Annotated in this window: 23 protein-coding genes; 21 read left to right on the top strand and 2 right to left on the bottom strand. The window is 60.0% G+C overall.

The window, feature by feature from the left end; translation table 11 throughout:
- Positions 1 to 88: 88 nt before the first annotated feature.
- The 8 genes from AC3WMT_RS22700 to fliJ all read left to right on the top strand — a co-directional run bounded on the left by AC3WMT_RS22700 (position 89) and on the right by fliJ (position 8,567).
- Positions 89 to 1,282: a sensor histidine kinase gene (locus AC3WMT_RS22700; RefSeq protein ID WP_177431433.1), complete on the top strand. Its 1,194-nt coding sequence runs from the start codon at positions 89 to 91 to the stop codon at positions 1,280 to 1,282.
- Positions 1,283 to 1,287: 5 nt separating this feature from the next.
- The gene (locus tag AC3WMT_RS22695) at positions 1,288 to 2,679 is read left to right on the top strand and encodes a sigma-54-dependent transcriptional regulator (protein ID WP_103305366.1); all 1,392 of its coding nucleotides are present in this window, start codon (positions 1,288 to 1,290) and stop codon (positions 2,677 to 2,679) included.
- A gap of 128 nt (positions 2,680 to 2,807) precedes the next feature.
- On the top strand, positions 2,808 to 3,137 hold the full coding sequence (gene fliE, locus AC3WMT_RS22690) for a flagellar hook-basal body complex protein FliE (RefSeq protein WP_103305367.1): 330 nt from the start codon (positions 2,808 to 2,810) through the stop codon (positions 3,135 to 3,137).
- Positions 3,138 to 3,152: 15 nt separating this feature from the next.
- The gene (fliF, locus tag AC3WMT_RS22685; protein WP_103305368.1) at positions 3,153 to 4,940 is read left to right on the top strand and encodes a flagellar basal-body MS-ring/collar protein FliF; all 1,788 of its coding nucleotides are present in this window, start codon (positions 3,153 to 3,155) and stop codon (positions 4,938 to 4,940) included.
- Positions 4,933 to 5,952, top strand: coding sequence for a flagellar motor switch protein FliG (gene fliG, locus AC3WMT_RS22680; RefSeq protein WP_007920042.1), 1,020 nt, complete (start codon positions 4,933 to 4,935; stop codon positions 5,950 to 5,952). Before fliF ends, fliG begins: the two co-directional genes overlap by 8 nt.
- A 4-nt stretch (positions 5,953 to 5,956) precedes the next feature.
- A complete protein-coding gene (fliH, locus tag AC3WMT_RS22675; protein ID WP_103305369.1) occupies positions 5,957 to 6,763 on the top strand; it encodes a flagellar assembly protein FliH in 807 nt (268 codons plus the stop codon).
- The gene (gene fliI, locus AC3WMT_RS22670; RefSeq protein WP_103305370.1) at positions 6,753 to 8,111 is read left to right on the top strand and encodes a flagellar protein export ATPase FliI; all 1,359 of its coding nucleotides are present in this window, start codon (positions 6,753 to 6,755) and stop codon (positions 8,109 to 8,111) included. Before fliH ends, fliI begins: the two co-directional genes overlap by 11 nt.
- Positions 8,112 to 8,117: 6 nt before the next feature.
- Positions 8,118 to 8,567: a flagellar export protein FliJ gene (gene fliJ, locus AC3WMT_RS22665; RefSeq protein ID WP_103305371.1), complete on the top strand. Its 450-nt coding sequence runs from the start codon at positions 8,118 to 8,120 to the stop codon at positions 8,565 to 8,567.
- Positions 8,568 to 8,595: 28 nt separating this feature from the next.
- On the opposite strand, the gene AC3WMT_RS22660 is transcribed toward fliJ, so the two are convergent.
- Positions 8,596 to 8,946 (bottom strand): hypothetical protein, encoded by a 351-nt coding sequence (locus AC3WMT_RS22660; RefSeq protein ID WP_103305372.1) that lies wholly within the window; start codon positions 8,944 to 8,946, stop codon positions 8,596 to 8,598.
- 219 nt (positions 8,947 to 9,165) lie between these two features.
- On the opposite strand from AC3WMT_RS22660, the gene AC3WMT_RS22655 reads away from it, so the two are divergent.
- From AC3WMT_RS22655 to AC3WMT_RS22595, 13 genes are all read left to right on the top strand, one after another.
- Positions 9,166 to 9,471, top strand: coding sequence for an STAS domain-containing protein (locus AC3WMT_RS22655; protein ID WP_103305373.1), 306 nt, complete (start codon positions 9,166 to 9,168; stop codon positions 9,469 to 9,471).
- A 5-nt stretch (positions 9,472 to 9,476) separates the two neighbouring features.
- Complete coding sequence (locus AC3WMT_RS22650; RefSeq protein WP_103305374.1) at positions 9,477 to 11,183, top strand: ATP-binding SpoIIE family protein phosphatase; 1,707 nt, start codon at positions 9,477 to 9,479, stop codon at positions 11,181 to 11,183.
- Between the two features lie 31 nt (positions 11,184 to 11,214).
- Positions 11,215 to 11,562: an Hpt domain-containing protein gene (locus AC3WMT_RS22645; RefSeq protein ID WP_103305375.1), complete on the top strand. Its 348-nt coding sequence runs from the start codon at positions 11,215 to 11,217 to the stop codon at positions 11,560 to 11,562.
- 106 nt (positions 11,563 to 11,668) lie between these two features.
- Positions 11,669 to 13,039: a flagellar hook-length control protein FliK gene (locus AC3WMT_RS22640; protein WP_103305376.1), complete on the top strand. Its 1,371-nt coding sequence runs from the start codon at positions 11,669 to 11,671 to the stop codon at positions 13,037 to 13,039.
- Between the two features lie 297 nt (positions 13,040 to 13,336).
- Positions 13,337 to 13,840, top strand: a complete 504-nt coding sequence (gene fliL, locus AC3WMT_RS22635) for a flagellar basal body-associated protein FliL (protein ID WP_007920033.1) — start codon at positions 13,337 to 13,339, stop codon at positions 13,838 to 13,840.
- A gap of 9 nt (positions 13,841 to 13,849) precedes the next feature.
- Positions 13,850 to 14,818, top strand: coding sequence for a flagellar motor switch protein FliM (gene fliM, locus AC3WMT_RS22630; protein ID WP_003222890.1), 969 nt, complete (start codon positions 13,850 to 13,852; stop codon positions 14,816 to 14,818).
- Positions 14,819 to 14,874: 56 nt separating this feature from the next.
- The gene (fliN, locus tag AC3WMT_RS22625) at positions 14,875 to 15,330 is read left to right on the top strand and encodes a flagellar motor switch protein FliN (RefSeq protein ID WP_025111935.1); all 456 of its coding nucleotides are present in this window, start codon (positions 14,875 to 14,877) and stop codon (positions 15,328 to 15,330) included.
- A complete protein-coding gene (fliO, locus tag AC3WMT_RS22620; protein WP_103305377.1) occupies positions 15,331 to 15,792 on the top strand; it encodes a flagellar biosynthetic protein FliO in 462 nt (153 codons plus the stop codon).
- Positions 15,792 to 16,550: a flagellar type III secretion system pore protein FliP gene (gene fliP, locus AC3WMT_RS22615; protein ID WP_064121002.1), complete on the top strand. Its 759-nt coding sequence runs from the start codon at positions 15,792 to 15,794 to the stop codon at positions 16,548 to 16,550. Before fliO ends, fliP begins: the two co-directional genes overlap by 1 nt.
- The gene (fliQ, locus tag AC3WMT_RS22610; RefSeq protein ID WP_007920026.1) at positions 16,547 to 16,816 is read left to right on the top strand and encodes a flagellar biosynthesis protein FliQ; all 270 of its coding nucleotides are present in this window, start codon (positions 16,547 to 16,549) and stop codon (positions 16,814 to 16,816) included. The genes fliP and fliQ overlap by 4 nt, the downstream gene beginning before the upstream one ends.
- Before the next feature lie 3 nt (positions 16,817 to 16,819).
- Positions 16,820 to 17,605: a flagellar biosynthetic protein FliR gene (fliR, locus tag AC3WMT_RS22605; RefSeq protein ID WP_103305378.1), complete on the top strand. Its 786-nt coding sequence runs from the start codon at positions 16,820 to 16,822 to the stop codon at positions 17,603 to 17,605.
- A gap of 3 nt (positions 17,606 to 17,608) precedes the next feature.
- The gene (flhB, locus tag AC3WMT_RS22600; RefSeq protein WP_103305379.1) at positions 17,609 to 18,748 is read left to right on the top strand and encodes a flagellar biosynthesis protein FlhB; all 1,140 of its coding nucleotides are present in this window, start codon (positions 17,609 to 17,611) and stop codon (positions 18,746 to 18,748) included.
- Positions 18,749 to 18,928: 180 nt separating this feature from the next.
- Positions 18,929 to 19,603, top strand: a complete 675-nt coding sequence (locus tag AC3WMT_RS22595; RefSeq protein WP_103305380.1) for a hypothetical protein — start codon at positions 18,929 to 18,931, stop codon at positions 19,601 to 19,603.
- A 236-nt stretch (positions 19,604 to 19,839) separates the two neighbouring features.
- Here the strand turns inward: AC3WMT_RS22595 and AC3WMT_RS22590 are convergent.
- Positions 19,840 to 20,043, bottom strand: a 204-nt coding sequence (locus AC3WMT_RS22590; protein WP_492577959.1) for a DUF6124 family protein, incomplete at its 5' end; no start/stop codon positions are given.

Here is a 20,043-nt window from a genome sequence, read left to right as displayed (position 1 = left end):
TAGGCACGGGTATTGCTACATCCCTCGCAACGTTCCGTTTAACTGACGGTCAGCCAAGCGAGAGAGCACAATGCCCCAAGCCGCCCAGATGTCTTCTGCCTCCAGTCCCGAGGGGCAACCGTCCTCCGTAGAGCAGGCAAGCCGACAGGGTCTTGAGCAGGCTTTCGAGCTGTTCAACCAGATGTCCAGTCAGTTGACTGACTCCTACAGCATGCTCGAAGCGCGGGTGACCGAACTCAAGGGTGAGCTGGCGGTGGTCAGTGCCCAGCGCATGCAGGAGCTGGCGGAAAAAGAACGTCTGGCCAACCGTCTGCAAAACCTTCTTGATCTGTTGCCCGGTGGCGTCATCGTGATTGACGGTCACGGCATCGTGCGCGAAGCCAACCCGGCCGCCATCGAACTGCTTGGTCTGCCGCTGGACGGCGAACTGTGGCGTCATGTCATCGCACGATGCTTTGCGCCGCGTGAAGACGACGGCCACGAAATCTCCCTGAAAAACGGTCGACGCCTGTCGATTGCCACGCGCTCGCTGGATGCCGAGCCGGGGCAATTGGTGCTGCTCAACGACCTGACAGAAACCCGTCATCTGCAAGATCAACTGGCGCGCCACGAACGTCTGTCCTCGCTGGGGCGCATGGTCGCCTCGCTGGCGCATCAGATCCGCACGCCGTTGTCCGCCGCGTTGCTCTATGCCAGTCATTTGACCGAGCAGGAACTGCCTGTCGCCACCCAGCAGCGTTTCGCCGGACGCCTCAAGGAGCGTCTGCATGAGCTGGAGCATCAGGTGCGCGACATGCTGGTGTTCGCTCGCGGTGAACTGCCGCTGACTGATCGCATCACGCCCAATGCCTTGATGCAGTCACTGCAAGCTGCCGCGTTGACCCACGTGCAGGACCTGCCGATTCGCTGGCAGTGCGACAGCCACGCCGGCGAGTTGCTGTGCAATCGCGACACGCTGGTCGGCGCGCTTTTGAATCTGATCGAGAACGCGATTCAGGCCAGCGCCGGCGATGTACGTCTGAAAGTGCATTGCTACAGCCGAGACAACACGCTGCGGTTTTGCGTCAGCGATACCGGCAGCGGCATCGAGCCCACCGTGCTGGCGCGCCTCGGCGAACCATTTTTTACCACCAAAGTCACCGGTACCGGCCTCGGCCTGACCGTGGTCAAGGCTGTGGCACGGGCACATCAGGGAGAATTGCAGCTGCGTTCGCGGGTCGGACGCGGCACGTGCGCGCAGGTGATCCTGCCGCTGTTTTGCGCTGGACAAGGAGCTGAGTGAACGTCATGGGCATCAAGGTTTTGCTGGTCGAGGATGACCGCTCGTTGCGCGAGGCGCTGGCCGATACGTTGCTGTTGGCCGGCCATGATTATCACGCGGTCGGCAGTGCTGAAGAGGCGCTGACGGCGGTAGCGCGCGAAGCATTCAGCCTGGTGGTCAGCGACGTCAACATGCCCGGCATGGATGGCCATCAATTGCTGGCGTTGCTGCGTGCCCGTCAGCCGCAGTTGCCGGTGTTGCTCATGACCGCCCACGGTGCGGTCGAGCGTGCCGTCGATGCGATGCGCCAAGGTGCGGCGGACTATCTGGTCAAACCGTTTGAGCCCAAGGCTTTGCTGGATCTGGTGGCGCGGCATGCGCTGGGCAATATTGGCGCATGCGAAGCTGATGGCCCGATCGCGGTCGAGCCGGCCAGTGCCCAGCTTCTGGAGTTGGCAGCGCGTGTCGCGCGCAGTGATTCCACCGTGCTGATTTCCGGCGAGTCCGGTACCGGCAAGGAAGTACTGGCGCGCTACATTCACCAGCAATCCCATCGTGCCAGCCAGCCGTTCATTGCGATCAATTGCGCGGCCATCCCCGACAACATGCTCGAAGCGACGTTGTTCGGTCACGAGAAAGGCTCGTTCACTGGCGCCATTGCGGCGCAGGCGGGCAAGTTCGAACAGGCCGACGGCGGGACCATCCTGCTCGACGAAATTTCCGAAATGCCCCTCGGCCTGCAAGCCAAACTGCTGCGCGTGTTGCAGGAGCGCGAAGTCGAGCGGGTGGGGGCGCGCAAGCCGATCACCCTGGACATCCGCGTGGTCGCCACCACCAACCGCGACCTGGCCGTTGAAGTGGCGGCGGGGCGTTTCCGTGAAGATCTTTTTTACCGTCTGTCGGTTTTCCCCCTGGCCTGGCGTCCACTTCGCGAGCGCACTGCCGATATCTTGCCGCTGGCTGAGCGCTTGCTGGCCAAGCACGTCAATAAAATGAAGCATGCGGCGGCAAAGCTTTCGCCAGAGGCGCAGGCGTGCCTGATCGGTTATCCATGGCCGGGCAATGTGCGCGAGCTGGATAACGCGATTCAGCGTGCGTTGATTTTGCAGCAGGGCGGCTTGATCCAGCCGCAGGATTTCTGTCTTGCCGGGCCGGTGATGTTCGCCACGTTGCCAGCGGTAGCGCCGGTGCCTGCGGTGATTCGTGAGGTGGAGATCGACGCGGATTCGGCCGGCGCCCTGGGTGATGACCTGCGCCGCCGGGAGTTTCAGATGATCATCGACACCCTGCGCACCGAGCGTGGCCGGCGCAAGGAAGCAGCGGAAAAGCTCGGCATCAGTCCGCGCACCCTGCGTTACAAGCTGGCGCAAATGCGCGATGCCGGGATGGATGTCGAAGGCTACCTGTTCGCCACCTGAGTCGTGGCGCAAAGATTTGAAAATGCTTTTCTGAAAGGGGTGCCCATGAGCTGGCACCCTTGTTGCTAATACCTGTGTACCCGCCGAGTGAGTGTCAAAAAATTGCGGGCCGCCCAAGAGAGTAGACCATGAGCCAAGGTATTGAATTTAATCGGTTGATGACAGACATGAAGGCCATGAAGCTGGATGCCATGTCTGCGCCGAAATCGACTGCCGCTGTCCCTGAACTGGCAGGCAGCAGCTTTTCCGACATGCTCGGTCAGGCCATCAACAAAGTCAGCGATACCCAGCAGGCGTCGACTCAACTGGCCAACGCATTTGAAGTGGGCAAGAGCGGCGTCGATCTGACGGACGTGATGATCGCTTCGCAAAAAGCCAGCGTGTCGTTCCAGGCTCTGACCCAGGTGCGCAACAAGCTGGTTCAGGCTTATCAAGACATCATGCAGATGCCGGTTTAAGGACGAGATTGAGTCATGGCAGAAGCAGTCGCCGATAACGTTCCGGCCAAGGCCACCCCGATAGACGGCAAACCGCCGCTGTTCGGCCTGTCCTTCCTGGAAAACCTCTCCGAGATGACCGTGCTGCGTCAGGTGGGCCTGTTGGTCGGCCTGGCTGCGAGCGTGGCGATTGGCTTTGCCGTGGTGCTGTGGTCGCAGCAGCCGGATTACCGTCCGTTGTACGGCAGCCTTGCCGGTCTGGACGCCAAGCAGGTGATGGACACCCTGGCCTCCGCCGATATTCCTTACACCGTAGAACCGAATTCTGGCGCCTTGCTGGTCAAGGCCGATGACCTGTCTCGTGCGCGGATGAAACTCGCTGCTGCTGGTGTCACTCCCAGCGACGGCAACATCGGTTTCGAAATCCTCGACAAGGAACAGGGTCTGGGCACCAGCCAGTTCATGGAAGCGACCAATTATCGTCGCGGCCTCGAAGGTGAACTGGCTCGTACCATTTCCAGCCTGAACAACGTCAAGGGCGCTCGCGTGCACCTGGCGATTCCGAAGAGCTCGGTGTTCGTGCGTGATGAACGCAAGCCAAGCGCTTCGGTGCTGGTCGAGCTGTATTCCGGTCGTTCGCTGGAGCCGGGCCAGGTCGTGGCGATCATCAATCTGGTGGCCACCTCCGTTCCCGAGCTGAGCAAATCGCAGATCACCGTCGTCGACCAGAAGGGCAACCTGCTCTCTGATCAGGCGGAAAACTCCGAAATGACCATGGCCGGCAAGCAGTTCGATTACAGCCGCCGCATGGAAAGCATGCTGACTCAGCGCGTGCACAACATTCTGCAACCGGTGTTGGGTAACGACCGCTACAAGGCTGAAGTGTCGGCCGATATCGATTTCAATGCTGTCGAGTCCACCGCCGAGCAGTTCAACCCGGATCAACCGGCGTTGCGCAGTGAACAGTCGGTCAACGAGCAACGTACCGCCAGCAATGGCCCGCAAGGTGTGCCGGGTGCCCTGAGCAACCAGCCACCGTCTCCAGCCTCGGCACCGCAAACCACCGGTGGCGCCGCAGCGCCTGCCAGCATGGTGCAGCCGGGTCAGCCATTGGTTGACGCCAACGGCCAGCAGATCATGGACCCGGCCACCGGCCAGCCGATGCTCGCGCCGTACCCGGCAGACAAGCGTCAACAATCCACCAAGAACTTCGAGCTCGACCGTTCCATCAGCCACACCAAACAGCAGCAGGGTCGCCTGAATCGCCTGTCGGTGTCGGTGGTTGTCGACGATCAGGTCAAGGTCAACGCGGCCAACGGGGAAATCACCCGCGCGCCGTGGAGTGCCGACGAATTGTCGCGCTTCACCCGTCTGGTACAGGACGCGGTCGGCTTCGATGCCAGCCGTGGCGACAGTGTCAGCGTGATCAACATGCCGTTCTCCGCCGAGCGCGGCGAAGTGATTGCCGATATTCCGTTCTACTCCCAGCCATGGTTCTGGGACATCGTCAAACAAGTGCTGGGTGTGTTGTTCATCCTCGTGCTGGTGTTTGGTGTGCTGCGTCCGGTGTTGAACAACATCACTGGCGGTGGCAAAGGCAAGGAGCTGGCCGGTCTTGGCGGCGACGTGGAACTCGGTGGCATGGGCGGCCTGGACGGCGAACTTTCCAACGATCGCGTAAGCCTCGGTGGTCCGCAGAGCATTCTGTTGCCGAGCCCGAGTGAGGGTTATGACGCGCAACTGAATGCAATCAAGAGCCTTGTGGCTGAAGACCCGGGTCGTGTGGCTCAGGTCGTGAAAGAGTGGATTAACGCAGATGAGTGATAACCGAGCCGCCACCGTCAAACTGAACAAGGTCGACAAAGCCGCGATTCTGCTGCTGTCCCTGGGTTCGACTGATGCTGCGCAAGTGCTGCGCCACATGGGCCCGAAAGAGGTTCAGCGCGTCGGCGTGGCCATGGCGCAGATGGGCAACGTCCATCGCGAACAGGTCGAGCAAGTCATGAGCGAGTTCGTCGACATCGTCGGCGACCAGACCAGCCTCGGCGTCGGCTCCGACGACTACGTGCGCAAAATGCTCACCCAGGCCCTGGGTGAAGACAAGGCCAACGGCCTGATCGACCGCATCCTGCTCGGTGGCAACACCAGCGGCCTCGACAGCCTGAAATGGATGGAGCCACGCGCCGTAGCCGACGTGATACGTTACGAACACCCGCAGATCCAGGCCATCGTGGTTGCGTACCTCGACCCGGATCAGGCCGGTGAGGTGCTCGGCAACTTTGACCACAAGGTGCGTCTGGACATCATCCTGCGCGTCTCGTCGTTGAACACCGTGCAGCCAGCGGCACTGAAAGAATTGAACCAGATTCTCGAGAAGCAGTTCTCCGGTAACTCGAACGCCTCGCGCACCACCCTGGGTGGCATCAAGCGTGCGGCAGACATCATGAACTTCCTCGACAGCTCGATCGAAGGCCAGCTCATGGACTCGATCCGCGAAGTCGACGAAGACCTGTCCGGTCAGATCGAAGACCTCATGTTCGTGTTCAACAACCTCGCCGATGTCGACGACCGTGGCATTCAGGCGCTGTTGCGCGAAGTGTCTTCCGACGTGCTGGTGCTGGCCCTCAAGGGTTCGGACGAAGGCGTCAAAGAAAAGATCTTCAAGAACATGTCCAAACGTGCGGCCGAACTGTTGCGCGACGATCTCGAGGCCAAAGGCCCGGTGCGCGTCAGCGACGTCGAAACCGCGCAGAAGGAAATCCTCACCATCGCCCGCCGTATGGCCGAAGCCGGAGAGATCGTGCTCGGTGGCAAGGGCGGCGAGGAAATGATCTAAGCCCATGGATAAGCACGATGACGATGTGACGGATCTGATCCGTGCCCGCGATGTCCGTGGCTTCGAGTCATGGGCAATGCCCAGCTTCGATCCGCCGAAACCGGAACCCGAGCCGGAGCCTGAGCCCGAACCGCCGGAAATGGAAGAAGTGCCGCTGGAAGAAGTCCAGCCACTGACCCTGGAAGAACTCGAAAGCATCCGTCAGGAGGCTTACAACGAGGGCTTCGGCATCGGCGAAAAAGAAGGCTTTCACAGCGCTACGCTGAAGGTTCGTCAGGAAGCCGAAGTTGCGTTGGCGGCGAAACTGGCCAGCCTTGAGCAACTGATGACTCACCTGTTCGAGCCTATCGCCGAGCAAGACACCCAGATCGAAAAATCGCTGGTTGATCTTGTGCAACACATCACCAAACAGGTGATCAAGCGCGAGCTGGCCATCGATTCGTCGCAGATCGAACACGTCATGCGCGATGCGCTCAAGCTGTTGCCGCTGGGCGTGGAAAATGTGCGTCTGTACGTTAATCCGCAAGACTTCGAACAGGCCAAAGCCCTGCGCGAGCGTCACGAAGAAACCTGGCGCATCGTTGAAGACGAAGCGCTGATGCCGGGTGGTTGCCGGGTCGAGACGGCGCACAGCCGCATCGACGCGAGCATTGAAACCCGTGTCACTCAGGTCATGGACAAGCTGTTCGATCAACTGCACGAACAGGCTTTGCACCCGGCTGCCCCGGACTTGAGCCTGGATATTGCCGAAGACGTCAAACCGGCGGCCGAACCTGACGAGCCGCTTGCGGACACCGCCGATGCGCCTTGAACGCACCAGTTTCGCCAAGCGCCTCAGCACCTATGCCGAAGCCACTGAAATTGCTGGCGCGCCGATTCTCGAAGGTCGCCTGCTGCGCATGGTTGGTCTCACGCTGGAAGCCGAAGGCCTGCGCGCAGCCATGGGCACGCGCTGCCTGGTAATCAATGACGACAGCTATCACCCGTCCCAGGTGGAAGCGGAAGTCATGGGTTTCTCCGGCGGCAAAGTCTTTCTGATGCCGGTCGGCAGCGTCGCCGGTATCGCTCCCGGTGCCCGCGTGGTGCCATTGGCCGAAACCGGTCGACTGCCGATGGGCATGAGCATGCTCGGCCGTGTGCTCGATGGCGCCGGTCGTGCGTTGGACGGCAAGGGTGGTATGAAAGCCGAAGACTGGGTGCCGATGGATGGCCCGACGATCAACCCGCTCAACCGCGACCCGATCAGCGTACCGCTGGACGTCGGCATCCGTTGCATCAACGGTTTGTTGACGGTGGGCCGTGGTCAGCGTCTGGGTCTGTTCGCCGGTACCGGTGTCGGTAAATCGGTATTGCTGGGCATGATGACCCGCTTCACCGAGGCCGACATTATCGTCGTCGGCCTGATCGGTGAGCGGGGTCGCGAAGTTAAAGAATTTATCGAGCACATCCTCGGTGAAGAAGGCCTCAAGCGTTCGGTGGTGGTGGCCTCGCCGGCGGACGATGCGCCGCTGATGCGTTTGCGCGCGGCGATGTACTGCACGCGCATTGCCGAGTATTTCCGCGACAAGGGCAAGAACGTCCTGTTGCTGATGGATTCGTTGACCCGTTTCGCCCAGGCGCAGCGGGAAATCGCTTTGGCCATCGGCGAGCCGCCAGCGACCAAGGGTTATCCGCCCTCGGTGTTCGCCAAACTGCCGAAATTGGTGGAGCGTGCCGGTAATGCCGAGAAGGGCGGGGGTTCGATCACCGCGTTCTACACGGTACTGTCCGAGGGCGATGACCAACAGGACCCGATTGCCGACTCGGCGCGGGGCGTACTTGATGGCCACATCGTGCTGTCGCGGCGTCTGGCAGAGGAAGGGCACTACCCGGCCATCGATATCGAAGCCTCGATCAGCCGGGTGATGCCGGCGGTGGTCTCGGCGGAACACATGCAGCGCGCGCAGTATTTCAAGCAATTGTGGTCGCGCTATCAGCAGAGTCGCGACCTCATCAGCGTCGGTGCTTACGTCGCTGGTGGCGATCGCGAGACCGATCTTGCGATTTCCCTGCAACCGCAATTGGTCAGGTACCAGCGTCAGGGCCTCAACGACAAAATCAACATGGGCGAAAGCCAGTCCTATCTCGAGACCCTGTTCGCCCCTGCGGCGGGCGGGTAACCGGCCATGGCCGTTAGCCGAGCCGCGCGTCTCGCTCCGGTGGTGGACATGGCCGAACAGGCCGAGAAAACCGCCGTGCAGCGCCTGGGCTATTTTCAGGGTCAGGTGAAGGTCGCCGAAAGCAAGCTCGCCGACCTGCACGCCTTCCGTCTGGATTACTCGCAGCAATGGATCGTGCGCGGCAGCACTGGCGTCAGTGGGCAATGGCTGCTCGGCTTCCAGGGCTTTCTGGCGCAACTCGACACCGCCGTCGACCAGCAGCGGCAGAGCCTGGTCTGGCACCAGAACAAGCTCGACAAGGCTCGTGAGGAATGGCAACAGGCCTTCGCCAAGGTCGAGGGCCTGCGCAAACTGGTGCAGCGCTATCGCGAAGAGGCGCAGCGCCTTGAAGACAAACGCGAGCAGAAGCTGCTCGATGAGTTGTCCCAGCGCTTGCCGCGGCGGGATGTTTTTTGATCTTGGCGCGGCGTGACTTATGAGCTCATTATTTTAAGACTTGAAACCTGAACGTTTCCGATCGGCCCAAGGGTACTGAATTGCGACTAACAGTGAAGTATGTTGTTACCTGCTGACCGATTAGCTGCCAATCATCTGCGCTATTAAATTTTGAGCCAACTTTCCCACTGCTCGCACCACCCGGGCTCACGTTGACGATTTTTTCGTACGATTTTCCGTCGTCCGTATTCAGCACGAAAGTGACCTGATCATTCAGGTCTGCGGCACACCACGCCATAAGCGCTGCTTTACCGCTCTCAAACTCAGCTCTGCTGACGATAATGGGCGAGCTGGTGCCATGCAGATGGGGGGCGGTAAAATTCGCGAGTGCATTGTTCATGATTGCGATCCTGTGGTTTTGTATGCAGCGATCTTGCTGCTCCACAATTGAATGATGTAGCTGGATCTGACGCTACTGTCAGATCTGACAGTAGCGACGAACGGTTTTCGAACCACGCAGCGAAGCAGGTGCTCGCATATCAAGCCATTTCTAAGTTGCTCGTGCTTGGATCTGGTGCTAAACCTTGTACAAGGTTGTTCATGACAAGGAAGCCAGTCAATGTCAGTCGTTACAGAATTATCCCCGGATGGTCAAAAACTGACGATTTTAGTCAAGGGTCGATTCGATTTCGCCAAGCATCAGGAATTTCGAGAGTCCTACGAGAATCTGCAGCCGAAACCCGAATCCTTTGAAGTGGATTTGAAAGACGCCACTTACCTCGACAGTTCGGCGCTCGGGATGTTGTTGCTGCTGCGCGATCATGCCGGCGGTGAGAGTGCCGAAATCACGCTGACCCACGCCAATGCCGATGTTCGCAAGATTCTTGCGATTTCAAATTTCGAACAAATCTTCGACGTGGCATAAGCGCAATGCAGGCTGATTCCGAGCCGCTGACAATTCTGATCGCCGAAGACAGCGCCGCCGACCGGTTGCTGTTGTCGACCATCGTTCGCCGTCAGGGCCATGAGGTGCTGACGGCGGCCAATGGTGCCGATGCTGTCGAGATCTTCCGCCGGCAACAACCGCATCTTGTCCTGATGGACGCGATGATGCCGGTGATGGACGGTTTCGAGGCTGCGCGGCAGATCAAGGCGCTGGCCGGGGAAACCCTGGTGCCGATCATCTTCCTGACTTCGCTCACCGAAAGTGAGGCGTTGGCCCGCTGTCTGGAGGCCGGTGGTGACGACTTTCTGGCGAAGCCCTACAACCAGGTGATTCTTGCCGCCAAAATCAAGGCGATGGACCGCTTGCGCCGCTTGCAAGCCACGGTGCTGCAGCAGCGCGACCTGATCGCCAAACATCACGATTACCTGCTCAACGAGCAGCGGGTCGCAAAAGCCGTGTTCGACAAGGTCGCGCACTCCGGTTGCCTGAGTGCGCCGAATATTCGTTATCTGCAATCACCCTATGCGCTGTTCAATGGCGACCTATTGCTGGCGGCGTATACGCCGGCGGGCGACATGCATGTGCTGCTGGGTGATTTCACCGGCCATGGCTTGCCGGCCGCCGTCGGTGCGATGCCGTTGGCCGAAGTGTTTTACGGCATGACGGCCAAGGGCTACGGCTTGGCGGAAACCCTGCGCGAGATGAACGCCAAGCTCAAGCGCATCCTGCCGGTGGACATGTTCTGTTGTGCGACGCTGCTGTGCCTGAGTTCTCAAAGGCGTTCGGTCGAAGTCTGGAACGGTGGCATGCCGGACGGCTATCTGCACCGGATTGCCAGCGGCGAGCGCGAGCCTCTGGCTGCGCGACATTTGCCGTTGGGGGTATTGAGCCCGCAGGCGTTCGATGACTGCACGCAAGTGCATCCGATGGCCGTCGGTGATCGGGTCTTCCTGTTGTCCGACGGGGTGATCGACACCAGTAACGCCAGTGATCAGTTGTTCGGCGTCGAGCGTTTGCAGCGAGTGTTCGCCAGCAATCGCGAGCCAGATCGACTGTTCGACGAGATCGAGCAGGCGCTGCGCGATTTTCGCGGTGAGGCTCGCGACGATGTGAGTATGGTCGAGGTCCGCCTGCTTGAGCCTGAGCAGGTGCACCCTGCGGTGCCGGTGTACTCCGACAGCGGTCAGTCGTGTCCGCTGGACTGGTCGGCGAGTTTCGAATTTCGTGGCGCCACGTTAAAGCGTTTCAATCCGTTGCCGTACCTCTTGCAGTTGCTCCAGGAGGTGCATGGGCTACGGGCGCAAAGCGGCGCGCTATACAGCGTGCTCGCCGAGTTGTATTCCAATGCACTGGAGCACGGGGTGTTGGGTCTGGACTCCAGCCTCAAGCGCGATGCCTCGGGATTCGCCCGCTACTATGAGCAGCGCAACGTGCGTCTGGAGAGTTTGCAGGATGGCTTTGTGCGTGTGCATTTGCAGGTGAAGCCGCAAGGCAAGGGCGGGTGTCTGCTTATCCGTGTCGACGACAGCGGTAAGGGTTTCGATGTCGCAAGGGTCATGGATCGGCCGCTGGACGGTGTCCGTCTGTCGGGACGCGGTGTCAGTCTGGTCCGGCAATTGGGGCGCAACGCGAGTTGGTCGGACGAAGGTCGTAGTGCCCACGTGGAGTTTTTCTGGGAGATTGAGGCATAATCGGCGCAATTCTTGATCAAGGAGTGAGCAAGTGACTGATAAACATATTGATCGCGAGGTGCTTAGCGTACTACGCGAAGTCATGGAGGATGGTTATCCCGAATTGCTGGATACCTTTCTGGCGGATTCGGAAAACCGCCTGCTTGAGCTGCGCGAGACTGCCGATGCCAAGGTCTTGTCCGAAGTGGCTCATAGCTTCAAGGGCAGCGCCGGCAACATGGGCGCGGTTCGACTGGCCGAGCTTTGTCAGAGGCTTGAGTCGGACGCCAAAGGCAATAGCCCTGCACAAATCGCCAAACTGGTCGCCGAGATCAGTAGCGAATTCGCTCAGGTGCGGCCTGAATATGAGCATGAACGCCAGGACGCGCTAACCCAATAAAACGAGCCGTCCGGCGCTTTTCCAAAGCGTCGGACAAAACTGGCCCGGCACTTGCAGTTATCTCCCGCAACTGTACCTACGATCCCAGTGCAGCGGAGACCGTTTCATGCCTGCGACCCACAACATTCTTCTTCAGAACGCCGCCCAGGCCAAGGCTCAAGCCGCCTCTGCCAAACCGTCGGCAGTGGCCGCAGACGCCGGGGACAAGGCCTCAAGCTTCGCTCAGGTGTTTGCCAGTCAGGATTCGAGCAAGCCTGCCGTCACGGTTGACGCCCCGCTGAAATCGGCGCGCGACAAGGTCGCTGACACCGGCGGCAAGAAGGACGTCAGCAAGGATCAATCTGCCCCTGCGAAGCCGGCGGTTGCCGATAGCGGCAATGCCTTGCCTGCCGACAAGCCGGTGGCGGCCGACGACAAGGTCGTCAGCAGCGACGAAACCACGGATACCAACCAGACTCCGGTAGCCGATGCCACTCCAGTCGATCCGACGCTGGATCCTGCGTTGGCCGCCGTCGTGCAGCCGGCAGTGACGGCACCCGTCGTGCCGGTCCCGGTTGTCGAAGCGGCCACCCCGGCGAAAACCGAAACTCCGGCCGTGTCCCTATTGCCAGGTGTGGTCAAGGATCCGGCGGCGAGCACCGACAGCGATTTCGATCCTTCGGCCGATCCTCTCGATGCCTTGCCGGCCGTGCGCATGGCAATGGAGCAGGGTGGACATATCTCCGCCGCCAGCCAGGCACAACCGAAAGCGGCGCCCGCGCAGACTCAGGCTGACGGCGAATTGACCTCGGCGCAGAACTTTGCCGCCGGCATGGCCAGCATGCTTGATGTGCAGGCCGACAAGGACAGCACCAGTCAGGGCGGCGAGAAGGCGTTCAGCGGGCTGATCGATGACGGCCTGAAAGACCTGAAAACCGCCACCAGCGACACCCGCGTCGACGACTTCGCCAACCGCTTGGCGGCACTGACTCAGGCTGCCACGCCGAAGACTGCGAACGCAGTACCTGTCAATCAGCCGATCGCCATGCATCAAAGCGGCTGGACCGAAGAAGTGGTCAACCGCGTCATGTATCTGTCGAGCGCCAATCTGAAGGCGGCGGACATTCAGTTGCAGCCGGCCGAGCTGGGGCGTCTGGATATCCGCGTGAACATGGTCCCCGACCAGCAGACTCAGGTGACGTTCATGAGCGCGCACCCGAGTGTGCGTGAAGCGCTTGACGGGCAGATGCATCGTTTGCGCGAGATGTTCAACCAGCAGGGCATGGGTCAGGTCGACGTCAATGTCTCCGATCAGAGTCGCGGCTGGCAGGGCCAGCAAGGTCAGGAGCAGGCGCAGCAGGGTCAGAGTGGGCGTACCAGCGCTACCGGTGGTCGTCTGGATTCGGCGGATGAAGAGTTGGCACCCGCCACTATTGCTGAAGCAGCCGCGCAAACCACCAGCGTGATCGGCACCAGCGCCGTCGACTATTACGCCTGATTGATCAAGAGCCCCTCACCCTAGCCCTCTCCCGGAGGGAGAGGGGACTGATCGGGGGATGCTCTCGAAGTACGCCGACCTGATAGTTCGGCTGTGAATCCATCATCGACTCGGTCTTTCAGGTCGATGTTTGACGTCTGACACCTCGGTCGGCCCCCTCTCCCTCAGGGAGAGGGCTGGGGTGAGGGTAGCTTTTGACTTTAGCGTTGTCTCCACCATCTCCGACACTTCTGGCATAACACTTGCTCTTGCCTTGCCGTGCGACTGTGAAAACCCGATTAGTGACGGATTATTGGCATGGCGAAGAGCGAAACAGCAGCAGTGAAAGACCCAGCAACCAAAGGCAAACTCAAGCTGATCATCGTGATCGTGCTGGCGTTGCTGCTGGCCATTGGCGCGTCCGTGGGGGCGACCTGGTTCTTCATGCACAGCGCCCAAAGCAAGCCTGCCGAGGCCGCAGATGCAGCGCCCGTCGGCAAGCAGCCGGCGATTTTCGAGCCGATGGCGCCGGCCTTTGTCGCCAACTACAACCAGAACGGCCGTCAGCGCTACATGCAGGTGAGCATCACCATGCTGGCGCGTAACCAGGCCGATCTGGAAGCGCTGAAAGTGCACATGCCGGTGATCCGCAACAACCTGGTGATGCTCTTCTCCGGTCAGGATTTCGCCACTTTGGCGACGCCGGTCGGCCAGGAGATGTTGCGCCAGAAGGCCACAGCGAGCGTGCAGGAAGTGGCGCAGAAAGAGCTGGGCAAAGTGGTGATCGAACAGTTGCTTTTCACTAATTTCGTACTGCAGTAGGAACACGACATGGCCGTGCAGGATCTGCTGTCCCAGGATGAAATCGATGCGCTGTTGCATGGCGTCGACGATGGTCTGGTACAGACCGATAACGCTGCCGAACCCGGCAGTGTCAAAAGCTACGACCTGACCAGCCAGGATCGCATCGTCCGTGGACGCATGCCGACTCTGGAGATGATCAACGAGCGTTTTGCCCGTTACACCCGCATCAGCATGTTCAACATGCTGCGCCGCTCGGCGGACGTTGCCGTCGGTGGCGTACAGGTGATGAAGTTTGGCGAATACGTACACTCGCTGTACGTGCCGACCAGCCTCAACCTGGTCAAGATCAAACCCCTGCGCGGCACCGCGCTGTTCATCCTCGACGCCAAACTGGTGTTCAAACTGGTGGACAACTTCTTCGGCGGTGACGGTCGTCACGCGAAGATCGAAGGGCGTGAATTCACCCCGACCGAATTGCGCGTGGTGCGCATGGTGCTGGAGCAGGCCTTCGTCGATTTGAAAGAAGCCTGGCAGGCGATCATGGAAGTCAATTTCGAGTACATCAACTCGGAAGTGAACCCGGCCATGGCCAACATCGTCGGCCCGAGCGAAGCGATCGTGGTTTCCACCTTCCATATCGAACTCGATGGCGGTGGCGGCGACCTGCACGTGACCATGCCGTACTCGATGATCGAGCCGGTGCGCGAAATGCTCGACGCCGGTTTCCAGTCGGACCTCGACGATCAGGACGAGCGCTGGGTCAACGCCCTGCGCCAGGACGTGCTCGATGTCGACGTGCCGATCGGTGCCACCGTCGCCCGTCGCCAGTTGAAGCTGCGCGACATCCTGCACATGCAGCCGGGGGATGTGATCCCGGTGGAAATGCCGGAAGACATGATCATGCGCGCCAACGGCGTACCGGCCTTCAAGGTCAAGATGGGCTCGCACAAAGGCAACCTCGCGTTGCAAGTGATCGAGCCGATCGAGCGTCGCTGAAGCGCCGCTCTCACCCCCACACATTTAGCTGAATTGTTGCCCGCCGAGGACAAATGATGAACGACGATATGAACGCCCAGGACGATCAGGCACTGGCTGACGAATGGGCTGCTGCCCTGGAAGAAACCGGTGACGGCCAGGCTGACATCGATGCGCTGCTGGCTGCTGACGCTGGCGCCGCCAGCTCCAACCGTCTGCCGATGGAAGAATTCGGCAGCGTGCCGAAGAACAACGATCCGGTAACGCTGGACGGTCCGAACCTGGACGTGATCCTCGACATCCCGGTGTCGATCTCGATGGAAGTGGGCAGCACCGACATCAACATTCGCAACCTGCTGCAACTCAACCAGGGTTCGGTCATCGAACTGGACCGCCTGGCCGGTGAGCCGCTGGACGTGCTGGTCAACGGCACGCTGATCGCTCACGGCGAAGTGGTCGTGGTCAACGAGAAGTTCGGCATCCGCCTGACCGACGTGATCAGCCCAAGCGAACGCATCAAGAAGCTGCGCTGAGTGAAAAGGTTTCTCTGGGCTCTGCTCGCGTTGCCGTTGAGCGTGCTGGCCGCTGAACCGGCGGCAACCCACGCTGCTGCTGCGCCGGTTGCCGCGACTGCGCCGATGGTCAGCAGCGGCGTGGCCGGGCAATTGACGCAACTGGTATTCGGCTTGCTGCTGGTGCTGGGGCTGATCTTCTTCCTTGCCTGGCTGTTGCGTCGAGTGCAGCAGTCAGGCCCGGCAGGCAAGGGCCAAGTGATCGAGCTGATCGGTTCCCGTGCGCTCGGTCCGCGTGACCGGTTGATGCTGGTGCAGGTCGGCAATGAGCAGATTCTGCTCGGTCTGAGCCCCGGCACCATCACCGCGCTGCACGTGCTCAAAGAGCCGGTTGAAGTGCCAGGTACCAGCGAGAAAGCGACCCCGGAATTCGCTCAGCATCTGCTGAAGATTCTCGGCAAGGATCAGAAGGATAAGAAGTAATGGGTGCGCTACGCATCGTCTTGACGCTGGCCCTGTTGCTGGCCGCGCCGCTGGCGTTCGCCGCCGATCCGTTGTCGATCCCGGCGATCACGCTGGGCACCAACGCCGACGGCGCGCAGGAATATTCGGTCAGTCTGCAGATTCTGCTGATCATGACCGCGCTGAGTTTTATCCCGGCGGCGGTCATCCTGATGACCAGTTTCACGCGGATCATCATCGTCTTCTCGATCCTGCGTCAGGCCCTGGGCCTGCAACAGACACCGTCGAACCAGATCCTCACGGGCATGGCGCTGTTCCTGACCATGTTCATCATGGCGCCGGTGTTCGATCGGGTGAACAACGATGCGTTGCAACCGTATCTGGCCGAGAAACTCACCGCTCAGCAAGCGGTGGAAAAGGCTCAGGTGCCGATCAAGGACTTCATGCTCGCGCAGACCCGCACCAGTGATCTGGAGCTGTTCATGCGCCTGTCCAAGCGCACCGACATCGCCACCCCGGATCAGGCGCCGCTGACCATTCTGGTACCCGCGTTCGTCACGTCCGAGCTGAAAACCGCGTTCCAGATCGGCTTCATGATCTTCATTCCGTTCCTGATCATCGACCTCGTCGTGGCCAGTGTGCTGATGGCGATGGGTATGATGATGCTCTCGCCGCTGATCATCTCGCTGCCGTTCAAGATCATGCTGTTTGTGCTGGTGGATGGCTGGGCGCTGATCATCGGCACGCTGGCCAGCAGTTTTGGAGGTGTTTCGCCATGACGCCGGAAGTCGCGGTCGACATATTTCGTGAGGCGCTTTGGCTGACCACGTTGATGGTCGCGATTCTGGTGGTGCCGAGCCTGTTGGTCGGTTTGCTGGTGGCAATGTTCCAGGCGGCCACGCAGATCAACGAACAGACCCTGAGCTTCCTGCCGCGTCTGCTGGTGATGCTGGTCACGCTGATCGTCGCCGGCCCATGGATCGTGCAGACGTTCATGGAGTACATCATTCAGTTGTACAAAAACATTCCGATGGTCATCGGCTAAGCCATGCAATCGCTGCTGCAGTTGACCGACACCCAGATCAGTTCCTGGGTGGCGACGTTCATGTTGCCGCTGTTTCGCGTCGCCTCGATGCTGATGGTCATGCCCGTGTTCGGCACAACCCTCATCCCCCGGCGTGTGCGCCTGTATTTCGCCGTGGCGATTACCGTGGTGATTGTGCCCGGCCTGCCGCCGATGCCGGCGGTCAGTCCGCTCGATCTCAGCGGGCTGCTGTTGATTGCCGAACAGATCCTGGTCGGCGCCGTACTCGGGTTTTCCTTGCAGCTGTTTTTCCAGGCCTTTGCCGTGGCCGGGCAGATTGTCGCGATCCAGATGGGTATGGGCTTCGCCTCGATGGTCGACCCGGCCAACGGGGTCTCGGTGGCGGTGATCGGCCAATTCTTCACCATGCTGGTGACGCTGCTGTTCCTGTCGATGAATGGCCATCTCGTGGTGTTCGAGGTCCTCACCGAAAGCTTCACCACGTTGCCCGTGGGCAGTGGGTTGATGACCGCGCATTACTGGGAGTTGGCCGGCAAACTCGGCTGGGTGCTGGGCGCGGCGTTGTTGCTGGTACTGCCGGCGGTCACCGCGCTGCTGGTGGTCAACATCGCGTTCGGCGTGATGACCCGTGCCGCGCCGCAACTGAACATTTTCTCCATCGGTTTTCCACTGACCCTGGTGCTCGGCCTGTTCATTGTCTGGGTCGGCCTGGCGGACATTCTCAATCAGTACCAGCCGCTGGCTACCGAGGCCTTGCAGCTGTTACGCGAACTGGCACGGGCGCGCTGACTCATGGCCGAGAGCGAAAGCGGTCAGGACAAAACAGAAGACCCCACGGAGAAACGTAAAAAGGACTCCCGGGAGAAGGGTGAGATCGCCCGCTCGAAAGAGCTCAACACCCTCGCCGTGATGATGGCCGGTGCCAGCGCGCTGTTGATATTCGGCGGCATGCTCGCCGAAGACCTGATGGACCTGATGCGTATGAACTTCACGCTGTCGCGCGAAGTGATCATGAACCAGGGCTCCATGGGCACGTTCCTGATGCAGTCGGGCAAGCTCGCCCTGGTGGCGATTCAGCCGATCATGATCACCTTGTTGCTGGCCGCGTTGATCGGGCCGATTTCCCTCGGTGGCTGGCTGTTCGCGGCCGGCTCCCTGGCGCCCAAGTTCAGCCGGATGAACCCGGCAGCGGGCATCAAGCGGATGTTCTCGTTCAAGTCTGTGGTCGAACTGCTCAAGGCTTTGGCGAAGTTTCTGATCACCTTGGGTGTGGCGTTGGTGGTGCTGTCCGCCGACGTCGATGACTTTTTGCGCATCGCCCATGAACCGCTTGACCGGGCGATCATTCACAGCGTCACGCTGGTTGCCTGGAGTACGTTGTGGCTGGCTTGCGGGCTGATCATCATCGCTGCGGTCGACGTGCCGGTGCAGCTCTGGGAAGCCCACAAGAAACTGCTGATGACCAAGCAGGAAGTGCGCGACGAGCACAAGGATCAGGAAGGCCGGCCTGAAGTCAAACAACGCATCCGTCAAACCCAGCGCGAGATGTCCCAGCGGCGGATGATGGCGGCGATTCCCGATGCCGACGTGGTCATCACCAACCCGACCCACTACGCGGTGGCGCTCAAGTACGATTCCGAGAAGGGCGGGGCGCCCGTCCTGCTGGCCAAGGGCAGCGACTTCCTGGCGCTGAAGATCCGTGAAATCGCCGTGGCCAACAACGTCATGCTCCTTGAGTCGCCGGGGCTGGCGCGGTCGATCTACTACTCCACTGAGCTCGATCAGGAAATCCCCGGGGGCTTGTATCTGGCGGTTGCCCAGGTCCTGGCCTACGTCTACCAGATCCGCCAATTCCAGGCGGGCAAGGGCAAGCGCCCGGATCCGCTCAAGGACGATCTGCCGATTCCGCCGGACCTGCGTCGCGATTCCTGACGGTTACCGTCTGTCTGAAAGACCTCTGCACCTGTTATTTCTGACAGTAGCCAGTGAGCGCTCCTCAGCGATCTAATTGCCATGGGATTTCTCCCGGCATTTTCCCTGTATTGGTGGCTCTGATCATTTGATGCGAGTACCAGGGATCGGCGTCTACGTCAGGTTTCAGAGGAAGCGATCATGGCAGCGAATCCGCTAAAAAAATTGGACGGCATGGAGATGGAGTTTGTCTCCGGTGTGTTGGAAAGGCGCCCTGATGAGCGCGCAATCGGTTACACCGTCACGTTCAAACTGATTCTGGATTTCACTCATTTCAAGCACATGGCCAACGCCTATAGTCCAAATTATCTGGAGGTGTCGACTAACTCGATTCGGCCTGAGCTGGAGGGGCTGGCGTACCACTCTAGCTACAATTTGATTGGCAAACCTGACGAAAAAATCGTCAACAGCGCGATGCTTTTCGAGCGATTCACCCATCTGGAGGACTACATGGATGGCTGGATCTACGATGAAATGGAGAGGCGCTACAGCAAACCGCAATTCACCATTGAAGGTGATGCTCTTTTCATTACGGCACGTCAGGACTTTCGCTGGTTGGATCCCGCGCGCCAGATCGAAATCAAAGACCTCGCCATCATCCCTTTCAAGTGGGGGCTAACCCTGATAGAGCAGCGCGTAAAAGTGTCCTGGGGGAAGCCAGACACTAGAACGCCTGAGGAGATAGTGACACTGATGTACACGCACAACGAGCTCGTCGACATCGAAGGGGTCTCCGTGCTCAAGGGTTCGCGCTACATCAATGGCAAGGCCCTCAGTTTCGGTGTGATTGCACCTGAGCAGGTTTTGACGGCGTAGTGATGGGCAGCATGGCCGCCACGTTGTTGCTGGACGACCGTGGAAACGGTTCGATCGAGAGCTGAAGCGAAAAGACATGTGTTGGCTGTGCGTCAGTTTTCGCGAGCAAGCCTGCTCTCACAGGTTTGGTAACTGCTCACAGGCTTGTGATTAATGCATATCCCTGTGGGAGCGGGCTTGCCCGCGAAGACCTCAGCAACCACAGCACAGCACTCAAGCCTTGTCAGACAGTCCTGCTACTGCGGCACCTGCAGATTATCCAGCACCCGATTCACCGCCAATTCCCCGAGCATGATCAATTGCGCGATGCCCAAAAGCGTCCGGCGCTGCGACGCTGGCAAGAGGTGGGCAAAGTCACTGGCAATGGTTCTTGCCGAAGCAAGGGTCTCGAAGGCATCGGCCAGCATCTCCTCGTTTTTGAAGTCGGCGGTAACGGCGTA

The sequence above is a fragment of the Pseudomonas sp. FW305-7 genome, from assembly GCF_058786735.1.
This window is presented reverse-complemented; position numbering and strand designations above follow the sequence as displayed.

What these genes read in the sequence shown, in the direction of transcription:
- AC3WMT_RS22700 (WP_177431433.1), top strand. Translation starts at nt 89, where the DNA reads ATGTCTTCTGCCTCCAGTCCCGAGGGGCAACCGTCCTCCGTAGAGCAG.
- AC3WMT_RS22695 (WP_103305366.1), top strand. Translation starts at nt 1,288, where the DNA reads ATGGGCATCAAGGTTTTGCTGGTCGAGGATGACCGCTCGTTGCGCGAG.
- fliE (WP_103305367.1), top strand. Translation starts at nt 2,808, where the DNA reads ATGAGCCAAGGTATTGAATTTAATCGGTTGATGACAGACATGAAGGCC.
- fliF (WP_103305368.1), top strand. Translation starts at nt 3,153, where the DNA reads ATGGCAGAAGCAGTCGCCGATAACGTTCCGGCCAAGGCCACCCCGATA.
- fliG (WP_007920042.1), top strand. Translation starts at nt 4,933, where the DNA reads ATGAGTGATAACCGAGCCGCCACCGTCAAACTGAACAAGGTCGACAAA.
- fliH (WP_103305369.1), top strand. Translation starts at nt 5,957, where the DNA reads ATGGATAAGCACGATGACGATGTGACGGATCTGATCCGTGCCCGCGAT.
- fliI (WP_103305370.1), top strand. Translation starts at nt 6,753, where the DNA reads ATGCGCCTTGAACGCACCAGTTTCGCCAAGCGCCTCAGCACCTATGCC.
- fliJ (WP_103305371.1), top strand. Translation starts at nt 8,118, where the DNA reads ATGGCCGTTAGCCGAGCCGCGCGTCTCGCTCCGGTGGTGGACATGGCC.
- AC3WMT_RS22660 (WP_103305372.1), bottom strand. Translation starts at nt 8,946, where the DNA reads ATGAACAATGCACTCGCGAATTTTACCGCCCCCCATCTGCATGGCACC.
- AC3WMT_RS22655 (WP_103305373.1), top strand. Translation starts at nt 9,166, where the DNA reads ATGTCAGTCGTTACAGAATTATCCCCGGATGGTCAAAAACTGACGATT.
- AC3WMT_RS22650 (WP_103305374.1), top strand. Translation starts at nt 9,477, where the DNA reads ATGCAGGCTGATTCCGAGCCGCTGACAATTCTGATCGCCGAAGACAGC.
- AC3WMT_RS22640 (WP_103305376.1), top strand. Translation starts at nt 11,669, where the DNA reads ATGCCTGCGACCCACAACATTCTTCTTCAGAACGCCGCCCAGGCCAAG.
- fliL (WP_007920033.1), top strand. Translation starts at nt 13,337, where the DNA reads ATGGCGAAGAGCGAAACAGCAGCAGTGAAAGACCCAGCAACCAAAGGC.
- fliM (WP_003222890.1), top strand. Translation starts at nt 13,850, where the DNA reads ATGGCCGTGCAGGATCTGCTGTCCCAGGATGAAATCGATGCGCTGTTG.
- fliN (WP_025111935.1), top strand. Translation starts at nt 14,875, where the DNA reads ATGAACGACGATATGAACGCCCAGGACGATCAGGCACTGGCTGACGAA.
- fliP (WP_064121002.1), top strand. Translation starts at nt 15,792, where the DNA reads ATGGGTGCGCTACGCATCGTCTTGACGCTGGCCCTGTTGCTGGCCGCG.
- fliQ (WP_007920026.1), top strand. Translation starts at nt 16,547, where the DNA reads ATGACGCCGGAAGTCGCGGTCGACATATTTCGTGAGGCGCTTTGGCTG.
- fliR (WP_103305378.1), top strand. Translation starts at nt 16,820, where the DNA reads ATGCAATCGCTGCTGCAGTTGACCGACACCCAGATCAGTTCCTGGGTG.
- flhB (WP_103305379.1), top strand. Translation starts at nt 17,609, where the DNA reads ATGGCCGAGAGCGAAAGCGGTCAGGACAAAACAGAAGACCCCACGGAG.
- AC3WMT_RS22595 (WP_103305380.1), top strand. Translation starts at nt 18,929, where the DNA reads ATGGCAGCGAATCCGCTAAAAAAATTGGACGGCATGGAGATGGAGTTT.